This is a genomic window from Pseudomonas fulva NBRC 16637 = DSM 17717, from assembly GCF_000730565.1.
GTDB lineage: Bacteria > Pseudomonadota > Gammaproteobacteria > Pseudomonadales > Pseudomonadaceae > Aquipseudomonas > Aquipseudomonas fulva.
The window spans coordinates 46,717-59,188 of the sequence record NZ_BBIQ01000024.1 but is presented as its reverse complement, the minus strand read 5'-3'; the positions used below and the strand labels follow the sequence as shown (position 1 = coordinate 59,188).

11 protein-coding genes are annotated in these 12,472 nt (G+C 59.1%); 7 read left to right on the top strand and 4 right to left on the bottom strand.

The window, feature by feature from the left end; genetic code table 11:
- The first annotated feature begins 104 nt into the window (after positions 1 to 104).
- The 6 genes from PFU01S_RS19410 (at position 105) to PFU01S_RS19385 (ending at position 7,948) form a co-directional block, all read left to right on the top strand.
- Entirely contained in the window at positions 105 to 2,111 is a 2,007-nt protein-coding gene (locus PFU01S_RS19410) for a M3 family metallopeptidase (protein ID WP_028687753.1), read from the top strand.
- A gap of 61 nt (positions 2,112 to 2,172) precedes the next feature.
- Positions 2,173 to 3,231: a PA0069 family radical SAM protein gene (locus PFU01S_RS19405; RefSeq protein ID WP_028687754.1), complete on the top strand. Its 1,059-nt coding sequence runs from the start codon at positions 2,173 to 2,175 to the stop codon at positions 3,229 to 3,231.
- 357 nt (positions 3,232 to 3,588) lie between these two features.
- Entirely contained in the window at positions 3,589 to 4,437 is an 849-nt protein-coding gene (locus PFU01S_RS22750) for a hypothetical protein (RefSeq protein WP_050438013.1), read from the top strand.
- Between the two features lie 215 nt (positions 4,438 to 4,652).
- Complete coding sequence (locus PFU01S_RS19395; RefSeq protein WP_028687756.1) at positions 4,653 to 5,111, top strand: hypothetical protein; 459 nt, start codon at positions 4,653 to 4,655, stop codon at positions 5,109 to 5,111.
- A gap of 394 nt (positions 5,112 to 5,505) precedes the next feature.
- On the top strand, positions 5,506 to 6,225 hold the full coding sequence (locus PFU01S_RS19390) for a carbonic anhydrase (RefSeq protein ID WP_023532649.1): 720 nt from the start codon (positions 5,506 to 5,508) through the stop codon (positions 6,223 to 6,225).
- Between the two features lie 190 nt (positions 6,226 to 6,415).
- Positions 6,416 to 7,948: a SulP family inorganic anion transporter gene (locus tag PFU01S_RS19385; RefSeq protein ID WP_028687757.1), complete on the top strand. Its 1,533-nt coding sequence runs from the start codon at positions 6,416 to 6,418 to the stop codon at positions 7,946 to 7,948.
- A 53-nt stretch (positions 7,949 to 8,001) separates the two neighbouring features.
- Here PFU01S_RS19385 and PFU01S_RS19380 read toward each other — a convergent pair whose 3' ends face one another.
- The gene (locus PFU01S_RS19380) at positions 8,002 to 8,643 is read right to left on the bottom strand and encodes a hypothetical protein (RefSeq protein ID WP_027913249.1); all 642 of its coding nucleotides are present in this window, start codon (positions 8,641 to 8,643) and stop codon (positions 8,002 to 8,004) included.
- A gap of 356 nt (positions 8,644 to 8,999) precedes the next feature.
- On the opposite strand from PFU01S_RS19380, the gene PFU01S_RS19375 reads away from it, so the two are divergent.
- Positions 9,000 to 9,632 (top strand): SCO family protein, encoded by a 633-nt coding sequence (locus PFU01S_RS19375; RefSeq protein ID WP_027913248.1) that lies wholly within the window; start codon positions 9,000 to 9,002, stop codon positions 9,630 to 9,632.
- A 126-nt stretch (positions 9,633 to 9,758) separates the two neighbouring features.
- On the opposite strand, the gene PFU01S_RS19370 is transcribed toward PFU01S_RS19375, so the two are convergent.
- From PFU01S_RS19370 to PFU01S_RS19360, 3 genes are all read right to left on the bottom strand, one after another.
- The gene (locus PFU01S_RS19370) at positions 9,759 to 10,529 is read right to left on the bottom strand and encodes a MetQ/NlpA family ABC transporter substrate-binding protein (RefSeq protein ID WP_027913247.1); all 771 of its coding nucleotides are present in this window, start codon (positions 10,527 to 10,529) and stop codon (positions 9,759 to 9,761) included.
- Positions 10,530 to 10,593: 64 nt separating this feature from the next.
- A complete protein-coding gene (locus tag PFU01S_RS19365) occupies positions 10,594 to 11,265 on the bottom strand; it encodes a methionine ABC transporter permease (protein WP_027913246.1) in 672 nt (223 codons plus the stop codon).
- Complete coding sequence (locus PFU01S_RS19360) at positions 11,265 to 12,272, bottom strand: methionine ABC transporter ATP-binding protein (RefSeq protein WP_027913245.1); 1,008 nt, start codon at positions 12,270 to 12,272, stop codon at positions 11,265 to 11,267. The genes PFU01S_RS19365 and PFU01S_RS19360 overlap by 1 nt, the downstream gene beginning before the upstream one ends.
- Positions 12,273 to 12,472: the final 200 nt, after the last annotated feature.

The window sequence follows — 12,472 nt, the reverse complement described above, 5'->3', positions numbered from 1 at the left end:
TGCAAGGCCCGGGCGGTGGCGGCTGGTGGTAATTAAGCGCGCCCTGCACGCTTGCGCAGTCGTCCACGCTTGCATGCTCCCATCATTGAGCAAGGTAACGCGTGATGAGCAACCCGCTTCTGCAAGACGGCAATGTGCCCGTCGACTACCCCTCCATTACAGTCGAAAGCATGCAGGATGCATTCGATCAGGTCCTTGAGCAGTATGCTCAAGGCATCGAGCGCGTGATCAACAGCCAGCCATCGATGCCAACATGGGATGACCTGGTGCTGGCCATGGATAATCTGGACGCCCAGGTGTACGCAGTGCTTTATGGGGTAATGCCCTTTCTGGGCAAAGGGCAGACCTGGAGTGACCCTATCCTGGCGTTTCATATCGCGGCCAGCGCTGCGTTGGACTCAAGGTTTAGCAACGAGCAGCTTCAGTCGCTGTATGAACAGCTGGCGCACAGCGATATCGGCGTTAACCTCGATGATCGCCAGCGGGCAACACTGCGCTGGCACTTGGAAAAGTTTCGCGTGAGTGGCGCTTCGCTGCCCAAGCGTGACAAGGCACGGCTGCTGGACCTGCAACGCCAGATAACGGAGCTTGAAGAACGGTATCTGATTAATCTCGACCAGCCAGACGTGGTCGTCGATGACAGCACTCAGCTGCGGGGTCTGTCCCAACGCAGTCTCGATGAGTTGAGCGATCGGGCAAGACAGCTTGGCACTAACGGGTGGTCCATACCTTGCGAAAGCTGGGCTGCCGAGCGTGTGTTGGAAGAGGCCGAGCTGGGTGCTCTCCGTGAGCAGGTGTATCAGGCTTTTCATGGACGTGGCGTCAATACCGATTCGTCGCAAGATAATGGTCAAGTGCTGCAGCAACTGGCCCTTCTGCGCCATGAACGAGCGACGCTATTGGCGTTCTCCGATCACATGACCCTGAGCTTGGCGCGTAAAAGTGCTGGTTCGCCAGACCAGGTTCGCGCCTTCCTGCAAAGCTTGGCTGCTGGCATGAAGCCCGTGGTGCTGCAGTGGCGCTCAGACTTTGAGCGTGACGCTCAGGCATTGGGGCTGGAAGACATGCAGCCCTGGGACCTACGCTTTGCCCAAAAGCAACTGCGAGACGCGGCCAAGATAGTGCCAAAGGACGCGCTGCGCGAATTTTTCCCGATGGCTGCCGTCATCGACGCGTTGGTCCAGCTGGCCAAGCGGCTCTTTGACCTGGAGTTGAGGCCAACCCCTGCCCCCGTATGGGCACCCTCGGTACTGGTGTTCGAGGCATTCCAGGACGACGCACGGATTGGCTTGCTCTACCTCGATGCCGTGCAGCACGCCGGTAAGCAGGCAGAGGCGGTGTTCACAACGTATGTGCGTAACCGCCGGATCGACGCGGAAGGGATTTTCCAGCAAGCGGTGGTGATCGTCTTCAGCGATGTGCCCGAAGGTAGTGCAGGTGCGCAGCCACTGTTGGATCACCTCGCGTTGCGCAAGCTGTATCACGAGTTCGGCCATGCCTTGCACCACCTCTTGGTGCGCACGGACAATCAGATCCAGTCGGGCGTAGTCGAACTCGGTACGGACGGTACGGAGCTCTTCGGCAAGCTGTTCGAACGTTGGGTGTGGAACGCCGCCTATCTCGTCAGCATTTCCTCGCACTATTCGGATGGGCGTCAGATTGACAGGGCGCAGGTCGAGCAGTGCGTCGAGCGCTACAGACGCGAAGCCATCGGCGAAGCCGCGCTTGAGCTGAGCAAGGCCTTGTTCGATGTGGATCTGCACACGAACCCAGCTGACGGGAAAACCCTTCGCCAGCGATTTACTCGATCGCGCGAGCAATGTGGTTACTGGCCTTTGAACGCCCTAGAGCACCCAGCCCACGCCTTCGACCACCTGGTTACCGGCTATGACGCCGGTTATTACGCGTACCTCTGGGCAGATGTATGTGCTGTGGATATCTTCACCCGCTTCGAGCAAACAGGGCTACTTGATCGTGCACTTGGACAGGCGCTGTTCGAGTCATTGATTGCCCCCGGAGCATCGCGCCCATTGCGTGAAGGAGTGATGCAGTTTCTTGGCCGTGAGACAAACCTACACCCCTACCTCCAGTGGCTTAAGGCCGTCGGATGATCGGGCTGGCAATTAGTCGCCAGGCCCTTTACTGTACATGCATACAGTAAAGGGTGTAGCCATGTCATATTCACCTCCGTTGAAGGGCCGCGGCACTGCGCATAACCCGCATAACCGCTTCGGCCCTACCCACTCTTCGCATGAGGACGATGGCTGGTACCAAGATGTACCGGTCACGCAAGGGACCGAAGTGCGGATCGAGACGGCCAAGACGGTTATCAGCCGCAATACCTCACCCGATCTGCCCTTCGACCGGTCGATAAACCCTTATCGCGGTTGCGAGCACGGGTGCATCTACTGCTATGCACGCCCTTCGCACGCCTATTGGGATTTGTCGCCTGGTCTGGATTTCGAAACCAAGCTGATTGCCAAGACCAATGCAGCCGATGTGCTGGCGCAACAGCTGAGCAAACCTGGGTACGTGTGTGCGCCAATCAACCTGGGGGCGAACACCGACCCTTATCAGCCCATAGAGCGCGAATACATGCTGGCCCGGCGTTTGCTGGAGGTGCTGCTGAAGTTTCGCCACCCCGTGACCATCGTTACCAAGGGCGCCTTGGTTCTGCGTGACCTTGACCTGTTGACTGAAATGGCCAGCTTGCGGCTCGTGCGCGTGATGATCAGCCATACCACCCTTGATGCCGGCCTCAAGCGCATTCTGGAGCCCCGTGCCGCTTCGCCTGCTGCACGCTTGCGGGCCATACGCCTGCTGCGCGATGCCGGCGTACCCGTAGGCGTCCTGTGCTCGCCGATCATTCCCATGATCAACGACTGTGAACTGGAGCAGTTGCTGGAGTCGGCGCAAGAGGCTGGGGCGCAAAGCGCAGCCTACATGATGCTTCGCTTACCGCTTGAGGTGGCCCCTCTGTTTGAGCAGTGGTTGCACGATCACTACCCGCAGCGTGCAGCCCATGTAATCAGCCTGATTCGGCAAAGCCGGGGTGGAGCGCTTTATGACAGCCGTTTCGGTGCTCGTATGCAGGGCGAGGGAGTGTTTGCACAGTTGCTTGCCCAGCGCTTCGCCAAGTGTATACGCAAATTGGGATTACAGGACCGTGGCGCCTTGAAACTGGACTGTTCGTTGTTTAGTCCGCCTGGCGTCCAGCTTCAGTTGTTGTGAACCATGGAGCATGGCGCAAACGCTCTGTCGCATTGAAAACGTAGATAGGCGTTCGTCAGTGATTGTGAATGGACGGTGATTTATTGTTGAAAGCGGGCACGCACTCAAAGAGGGTAATGCGTTCAGAGCGATAATGTTGTGATCGATGGACCTAACGTTTGCGGGGTTTTGCCCGTACTGCCCTTCCGAATTGAATCATACGCATGTCGTTCGTGTAAGCGAATACTTACATGAATGTAAGTATATTGCTATTCCGTGTTCACGGATTGCTCGGGTAACCTCATGCCAATTGTTACCCGTTAGTCGGCATAAAAATGTATTGGCGCGTGCTGGTAAACAAGTGAAAAACGGAGCGAGGTGCTCCATGACCTCCGGCACCAGGATAAATTTAAGGTCCGTTCCTTCATTCGGAACAGCGCTCATTACACGGTTAGAATTGAAAAGCAGGCCGATTTAAAAGCCTGTCACAAACAGCTACCGGGCCTTACCTTCAAAGATCTATCGATGCCCGAAAACTTCAGCGACGTAGACAACAAGATTTGGCCGGCCAGCAGGCGTTACATGTCCAACAGGGAAGGTATGCGTACTACCAAAAATTTGGAGGCAGCAATCGGCGCTGCAGCGTTTCAGGCCTCCCATCCCCGCCGATCTCGTCTGCGGCCTTGCTTACTGGCCCTGCTTGCCTATGGCGCATTCACCGTTGTGTCGGCTATGTCATCAACTGTTCAAGCCAAGGAGCTTGCCATGCAAGATGGCGCTAACCACTATCAACCCTATCAGCCAGGCATGGAACTTCCGGAGGGTGTGTTCCCACCGATGCCGGGTTACACCCATCAGGATTTGATTGGCGCGGCTACCACGCGCGCACGATCAGTTTTGGATAAAGGGGGTATCGAGCCAGCGCTTGTCCGTGAATCGTTAATTGGCTTGACCAAGCAGCTTAATCAGGCATTTGAAGCCCAAAATGTCGAGTATCAGATATCGACGTGGTACCAGAAACCTTACGCGAACAGCGCGGACCGTGGCAAAAGCGTTGCAGACATGGCTGAGCACTTTGGTGCGCTTGCTGTGCGCGCTGCTACCGCGTCACTCAGAGGCTCCCCGTTACTGGAAAAAGACCGTAACTTTCTCGGCGACTACATTGAAAGCGCCGGTGATGGTGTGCGCGACCTGATAGCAGGATTAGAAAATTCGGGCATTGATTGAGTTGCCGCATCACGCTGTGATTACCGCGGCTTTGAATATTCTCTGCTGCATAACCCGCGAATAACGAACCTCTAGCCAAGATACGGATGAACCGAACCCGCCTTCGATCCAGAACACATTGCAAGTTTTTTCATTCCGGACGCTTGGGTCTAGCTTTGGCTGTCAGCCTACTCGCGTTGTCCGGCAACTCCCCTGTTTACGCAACGGAGTCAGACATGGCTGGCCGAGACTATACCTACCACCCGTACACCCCAGGCATGAAACTCCCCGAAGGCGTTTTCCCACCGATGGAGGGGTACACCCATGACGCCTTGATCATCGCGGCTCAGAGGTGCGTTGAGAACTACCTGAAGGCCCATTCCATCGACCCCGTAATAATCCAGCAGTCACTGGCTACGCTGGCAACGAGCATGCGTGAAAAATTCGAGCGCGAGGGCGTTGAATACCAAGTGTCCAGTTGGTATCAGAAGTCGTATAACGACCCGGCGGCACGTGCTCGAAGTGTGGCAGCGATGAGTGAAGAGTACGGCTCGGCAACAGTTGAAGCGGCTGCCGAGTCCTTAGAGGGCTCCCCATTGCTACGCCAGGGCAGGGATTTCTACAAAGGCTACATCGCAGCTGCGGGCGAGGCCGTTCGTGACTTGATTCTGACATTGAAAGACCGGAAGGCTTGATCGGGCATCGAGGTATCGTTCCCTTCGAAAACCCGATGCACTACAGATGTGCGAAATGTAGCCCGGACGGCGCGTTGCCTCTGCGCCTTGACAGACTACCTTTGACAAAGCGCTGGGGGACTACCCCCAGCCTCACTAATCCGAGCAAATAATTGCAGTCATGGTACTTGGCAATTGATGCTTTTTTGCTACTATTGAAACACCCTCCTGATCATCTGGAACGCCCGTTCTAGAGCCTCCGAATTAAGTTTCAGTTAAGTTTTCCCGGCTAGCGTAGGAAATCAGTCCACACCGACTGTGATTTATGCTCAATGCCTGTCATCTAAATCCCAGCATTGCCAGAATCTTTCACCGGTAAAATGGATTTGCCTACTCACCGTCAAGAGGATGAATCATGCCCGTAAAGGACCCATCCAAGGTCGTGCCGCAGGTCCCTGCGGAGAGCGCCGATGCCGCCCTGAAGCACATTGTCGACGGCTTCCTGCGCTTTCATCATGACGTTTTTCCTGAGCAGCAAGAGCTGTTCAAGAAGCTCGCCACGGCGCAAACGCCGCGCGCCATGTTCATTACCTGCGCCGACTCGCGCATCGTGCCGGAGCTGATCACGCAAAGCTCGCCGGGCGATCTGTTCGTTACTCGCAACGTCGGCAACGTGGTCCCGCCTTATGGCCAGATGAACGGCGGCGTTTCCAGCGCCATCGAATACGCCGTCATGGCGTTGAAGGTGCATCACATCATCGTGTGCGGTCACTCCGACTGCGGCGCCATGCGCGCCGTGCTCAACCCGCAGTCGCTGGCCAAGATGCCGACCGTCAGCGCATGGCTGCGTCATGCCGAAGTAGCCCGCACCGTGGTCGAGAACAACTGCACGTGCGAAACCGAGCACGAGAACATGCAGGTGCTGACCAAGGAAAACGTCATCGCCCAGCTGCATCACCTGCGTACGCACCCCTCCGTTGCTTCGCGCCTTGCCGCTGGCGAGCTGTATATCCATGGTTGGGTGTACGACATCGAGACCAGCAAGATCGAAGCCTACGACGCCTTGAGCGACAGCTTCCTGCCGCTGTCGGCAGACCAGCCAGTGCCCTGCGCTACGCCGAGAGGCCGCTACTAAGCGACCCGACCACCGCTGAACCTTGATGGCCGGCTACACCCCGCTGGGGTGTGGCGTGGCCGTCTGCTGCCCTGAATTCCCTGACTGGTGTGCCGGCTTCTGCGCTGGCGGCTTGCTGCCGCGCGCCTGTCGGGGCTAAACGTGCCCGCGGCCAGAGGAATGGCCGTGCGATAGAGAAAGGAGTAATACGGTGAACATTACACAGCTGAAAGCGGCCCTGCCGCGTGAGTTGCTGGCCTCGGTAGTGGTCTTTCTGGTGGCCCTGCCCTTGTGCATGGGCATTGCGATTGCCTCCGGTATGCCGCCGGCCAAGGGACTGATCACCGGTATCATCGGCGGCATTGTCGTCGGTTTTCTTGCCGGTTCCCCGTTGCAGGTCAGCGGACCGGCAGCTGGGCTGGCGGTGTTGGTCTTTGAGTTGGTGCGCCAGCACGGCATGGCCATGCTCGGGCCGATTCTGCTCCTGGCAGGGATACTGCAGTTGCTGGCCGGGCGCCTGCGCCTGGGCTGCTGGTTTCGAGTGACGGCGCCTGCGGTGGTGTACGGCATGCTGGCGGGTATCGGGGTACTGATCGTGCTGTCGCAGGTCCATGTGATGTTCGACACGGCGCCTCAGCCGTCGGGCATGCAGAACCTGCTGGCGTTCCCGGCAACCGTCGCTGGGGCATTGCCCCTGCAAAGCGCAGGCATGGGTTGGCAGGCCGGTGCATTGGGGTTGGGTACCATGGTCATCATGTGGGGCTGGGAACGGTTGCGGCCACAGCGTTTGCGCTTCATTCCGGGGGCATTGCTGGGCGTGACAGCCATGACTGCCATCAGCCTGTGGCTGGCGCTGCCGGTGAACCGCGTGGAGGTACCGTCGGACTTGTCCGAGGCCATCGACTGGATTCGGCTCGATGACCTGATGAAACTGACCGACCCTAGCCTGCTGGTGGCTGCCTTCGCACTGGCATTCATCGCCAGCGCCGAAACCTTGTTGTCCGCCGCAGCGGTGGACCGCATGCACAGTGGCCAGCGCTCGGATTTCGACCGGGAACTCTCGGCCCAAGGCATCGGCAACATGCTGTGTGGCGTACTGGGCGCGCTGCCCATGACCGGCGTGATCGTGCGTAGCTCGGCCAACGTTCAGGCCGGCGCACAAACCCGGGCTTCGGCGATTCTGCATGGCGTGTGGCTGTTGGCGTTCGTGGTGGTGCTCAGCAGCATCTTGCAGCAGATCCCGATTGCAAGCCTGGCCGGGGTGCTGGTGTTTACCGGGATAAAACTGGTCGATCTCAAAGCCTTCCGGGGCCTTGGACGCTATGGCCGGATGCCGATGTTCACCTATGCGTCCACCGCCTTGGCGATCATCTTCACCGACCTGCTCACGGGCGTCTTGCTGGGCTTTGCCCTGACGTTGCTCAAGCTCGCCTTAAAGGCAGCACGCCTGAAGATCAACCTGGTGGACCTGCCCAAGGCCGGGCACATGGAACTTCGCCTGAGCGGCGCGGCCACCTTCCTCAAGGTGCCGGCGCTGACCAAGGTGCTCGACGGCGTACCGGCCGGCACCACCTTGCATGTGCCGCTGGGCAACCTCAGTTACATCGACCACGCCTGCCTGGAGTTGCTCGAAGACTGGAGCCGCAGCAATGCAGCCAATGGCTCCAAGCTTCGCGTCGAGCACAAGCGCTTGAAACGGCGGGTAGAGGGACGGTTACGTACCACGTCCGGCGTCGGCGCCTGACAGCGGGCCGTGGCCCAGGCCGGCCATCGCAAGAACAGCCAGCCTGGCCCTGCTCAGGCTGGCTGGCCGAGCTCCACGCCCAGCTGACGTGACAAGCAAGGCCAACGTTTCCAGGCGGCGCCGGTTTCAGGGCTGCTCAGCTTCTCGCGGTAGGCCTCTACGGATTCGGCGGCGAAGCTCTCGTCGTCGAGCATTTCATCGACCGAATGGTGCACCACTTCGTCGAGCTGATTGGCGAACGCCTCGCCGATCAGCTGGTGAGCGATCAGGTTGGCAACGGTGGTATCGACGGGGATGAGCGGCTGCTGGAAGTGCCGGATGTACAGGTCGTTCACCTCCTCCACCAGGCGATGGGCCAGATAGGCCTCATCCAACAGGCAGTCCAGGCCGACATGCCCTTGCATCACGCTGGGCGGCTGCAGGAAGTAAGCCTCGGCAATCTTCAGCACCGGCGTGATCTGCGACTCGATGCCGGCTTCACGCGCCACCTCATGAGCCGCTTCGAGCAGTTCCGGCACTTGATCGATGTAGGCACCCACAAAGCGCGCCAGCGTGTCCTGAGCACCCTGCTCCGGCAATTGAATGGACGGGTGCAGGTGCGGCAGTTGCAGCGCGAGACGTTTTTTCAGCTGGCCGGTCTGGCCTTCATGTTGATGGGCTTGATTCACCTGCTCGCGTACAGCAGCGATGTTCATGACAACTCCAAGGACAAAACGTTTCAAACGGAAGACACTAACTTAGCTGGATATTCAATTAAGTTAAGATCCATTTGTTATAAACGGATCCAATCCCTGTGGCATCCAGCATATATGGCGTTCCCTGCCTGACGGTTTTCCTTCAATTACACCGGTTTAGAGCCTTGAGGCGGCGGATGAAGTTCATTTCATGAAGAGCCTCGCCCACCGTGCTGATCCTTCCGGGCAGCCTGAAAAGGCCAGTGCAGGCCGTGGCGCCGCGCCGCATGCGCAGCATGTCGGCATCGCGTACCCTACTGCCTACCTTGTGCGCTGTTCGTCACAGCGATCGTCGACCTCAACCTGTTACCGAGCCCATGACCCGAACCCAGAAAGCCGTCTTCATCATCGCTGCCCTGATCGTTGTGATCATGGGCCTGATCCTCAACAATGTGCTCAACGCCAAACGCGCCCCGAGCGCCACCGAGCTTATCGATGCTGGCATCATCCTGCTGCCGCAAAGCCGGACGGTGGCTGGCGTGACCATGACCAACCAGGATGGCCAGCCGGTGCAGCTGGACCAGCTGAAAGGCAAGTGGTCGCTGCTGTTCTTCGGCTATACCTACTGCCCGGACATCTGCCCCACCACGTTGGCGCAGCTGCGGCAGGTAAAGAGTGAACTGCCCAAGCAGGCGCTGGACCGCTTGCAGGTGGTATTGGTGAGCGTGGACCCCAACCGCGACACGCCGAACCAGCTCAAGCAGTACCTGGGTTATTTCGACAAGGACTTCATGGGGCTGGCCGGTTCCGTGGAAGACACTCAGAAGCTGGCCAATGCGCTCAGCATTCCCTTCATCCCAGCCGATACCAGCAAGCCCGGTTACACCGTGGACCACAGCGGCAACCTGGCCATCGTCGGCCCGGACGGCCGTCAGCGTGGCTTCATTCGTGCGCCGTTCGACAGCCAGAAATTGGTGGCCCGCCTACCTGGTCTGGTCCAGGGCGACTGAGCATCGCTCAGGGCCCTGCGCGGGGCCTGGCCTCTGGGGCGATAGCACAGGCGCATTGCCCCCGTGCTTGTGTCACGCGCCAGTAGCAACCTTACCCTGGGTCGCCAGGCGACCCAGGGCGCAGGCTCAGAACGCGGGTACTACAGCGCCTTTGTACTTCTCGGTGATGAACTGCTTCACCTCAGGCGAATGCAGAGCGGCTGCCAGCTTCTTCATGTCCTCGCTGTCCTTGTTGTCCGGACGCGCGACGAGGATGTTCACGTAAGGCGAATCGCTGCCCTCGATGGCCAGCGCATCCTTTTCCGGGTTCAGCTTGGCTTCCAGTGCATAGTTGGTGTTGATCAGGGCGGCATCGACCTGGGTCAGCACGCGCGGGATGGTGGCCGCTTCAAGTTCGCGGAACTTGATGTTCTTCGGGTTCTCGGCAACGTCTTTCACAGTGGAGAGGATGTTGGTGTTGTCCTTGAGCTTGATGACACCAGCCTTGTCCAGCAGCAGCAGAGCACGGCCACCGTTGGTGGCATCGTTGGGGATGACTACGGTGGCGCCGGACGGGAGTTCGTCGAGCTTCTTGATCTTGGTGGAGTAAACGCCCAGCGGTTCGATGTGCACGCCAGTCACGCTCACCAGGTCAGTGCCCTTGGCCTTGTTGAACTCATCGAGGTAAGGCTGGTGCTGGAAGAAGTTGGCGTCCAGACGCTTTTCCGCCACCTGTACGTTTGGCTGGATGTAGTCGGTGAATTCCTTCACCTTCAGCTCCACCCCTTGCTTGGCCAGCAGCGGCTTGACCACATTGAGAATCTCGGCATGCGGCACCGGCGTAGCGGCGACGGTGAGGGTATCGGCCTGGGCCGAGAAGGCCGCGATGGCGGCAGCGACAGCAAGCAGCTTCTTCATTGATCACTCCTTGTGAGGGCCGCGACGGCCCCCGAACGGGTCGGTCGAGCCGACCCCATTGGGGTTACTTACGGGAAAAATGCACAACCAGCCGGTCGCCGACACTTTGCAGGACCTGCACCAGCACTAGCAGCAGCACCACGGTCACGACCATGACGTCGGTCTGGAAGCGCTGGTAGCCGAAACGAATCGCCAGGTCCCCCAGGCCACCGGCACCCACGACACCGGCCATGGCGGTGTAGGAAACCAACGTGATGGCCGTGACGGTGATCGCGGCGAAGATCCCTGGCCGGGCCTCAGGCAACAGCGCGCTGGTGATGATCTGGCGCGTGGTGGCGCCCATCGACTGGGTAGCTTCGATGATGCCGCGGTCCACTTCGCGCAGGGCGGTTTCGACCAGACGTGCAAAGAACGGGGTAGCACCCACCACCAGCGGCGGGATCGCACCTGCCACGCCTAGCGATGTACCCGTGATCAGCACGGTGATAGGGATCATTACGATCAGCAGGATGATGAACGGCAGCGAGCGCAGGATGTTGACCACCAGCGACAGCAACGCGTACACGCCCTTTTGTTCGAACATTTGCCGCGGGCCGCACAGGAACAACAGCACACCGAGTGGCAGGCCGAGCAGTACGGTGAAGAACAGCGAGCCGAACAGCATGATCATGGTATCGACGGTTGCCAGCCAGATTTCGGCCCAGTCGACGTTGGCGAAGAAACTCAGGGCGTCCATCAACGCAATACCTCCATATGAACATCAGCAGCCTTGAAGCAGGCAAAGGCCGCTTCCATGTCGCCGCCGATCAGGGCAAGCGTGAGCTGGCCGTAGGGGACGTCCTTGATGCGATCGATACGCCCGGCAAGGATGCTGTAGTCGACGCCGGTTTCACGGGCGACGGTGCCCAGCAGCGGTGCATAGGTCGCGTCACCCTGGAAGGTCAGTCGCACGATGCGGCCTGGCACATGGGCGAAATCGTCGCGCTGCTCGCCTTCGTCGACTTGCTCGTCTTCCTGCACGAAGCGTTTGGTGGTGGGGTGCTGCGGATGGAGGAACACGTCCGCCACCGAGCCCTGCTCGACGATCTGGCCGGCGTCCATTACTGCCACCCGGTCGCAGACACGGCGGATCACGTCCATTTCATGGGTGATCAGCACAATGGTGAGCTTCAGCTCACGGTTGATCTCGGCCAGCAGCTGCAGTACCGAGGCGGTGGTCTGCGGGTCCAGGGCGCTGGTTGCTTCGTCACACAGCAAAATCTTCGGGTTGGTGGACAAAGCACGGGCAATGCCGACGCGCTGCTTTTGACCGCCCGACAACTGCGCAGGGTACTTGCGCGCATGGTCCGACAGACCGACCCTGGCCAGAAGCTCGACCACGCGTTTGTCGATCTCGGCGCGCGACAATTGGCCAGCGAGGGTGAGTGGCAGGGCGACATTGTCGGCGACGGTCTTGGACGCCAGCAGGTTGAAATGCTGGAAAATCATGCCGACCTGCTGGCGAAAGCCGCGCAATTGGGTGGCATTGAACGCGGTCACTTCTTCACCGTCGACGATGATCTTGCCGCCGGAAGGCTCTTCCAGGCGGTTGATCAGGCGCAGCATGGTGCTCTTGCCGGCCCCGGAGTGGCCGATCAGACCAAACACCTGGCCATCCTCGATCGTCAGGGTCGTCGGATTCAGGGCGGGAATTTCTCTACCGGCAACGCGGTAAGTTTTGTGTACCTGTTGGAACTCGATCACGTAGCGAACCTTGTGGGGCGCATGGAAATTGATTCAGCGGTGGGCTGGGGGCCGCATTTTAGCCTTTTATAACCGCTGTTCTTAGCATTTATTTTGCCTCTGACCAATCAGAACGCTATATGGCGACAGCTGGTCATCCCGATGGAACGCTCGCTCTTGTGCCCGAGTCATTAACTGGACAAGCCCGATCGGGCGCCCGA

What these genes read in the sequence shown, in the direction of transcription:
- PFU01S_RS19410 (WP_028687753.1), top strand. Translation starts at nt 105, where the DNA reads ATGAGCAACCCGCTTCTGCAAGACGGCAATGTGCCCGTCGACTACCCC.
- PFU01S_RS19405 (WP_028687754.1), top strand. Translation starts at nt 2,173, where the DNA reads ATGTCATATTCACCTCCGTTGAAGGGCCGCGGCACTGCGCATAACCCG.
- PFU01S_RS19395 (WP_028687756.1), top strand. Translation starts at nt 4,653, where the DNA reads ATGGCTGGCCGAGACTATACCTACCACCCGTACACCCCAGGCATGAAA.
- PFU01S_RS19390 (WP_023532649.1), top strand. Translation starts at nt 5,506, where the DNA reads ATGCCCGTAAAGGACCCATCCAAGGTCGTGCCGCAGGTCCCTGCGGAG.
- PFU01S_RS19380 (WP_027913249.1), bottom strand. Translation starts at nt 8,643, where the DNA reads ATGAACATCGCTGCTGTACGCGAGCAGGTGAATCAAGCCCATCAACAT.
- PFU01S_RS19375 (WP_027913248.1), top strand. Translation starts at nt 9,000, where the DNA reads ATGACCCGAACCCAGAAAGCCGTCTTCATCATCGCTGCCCTGATCGTT.
- PFU01S_RS19370 (WP_027913247.1), bottom strand. Translation starts at nt 10,529, where the DNA reads ATGAAGAAGCTGCTTGCTGTCGCTGCCGCCATCGCGGCCTTCTCGGCC.
- PFU01S_RS19365 (WP_027913246.1), bottom strand. Translation starts at nt 11,265, where the DNA reads ATGGACGCCCTGAGTTTCTTCGCCAACGTCGACTGGGCCGAAATCTGG.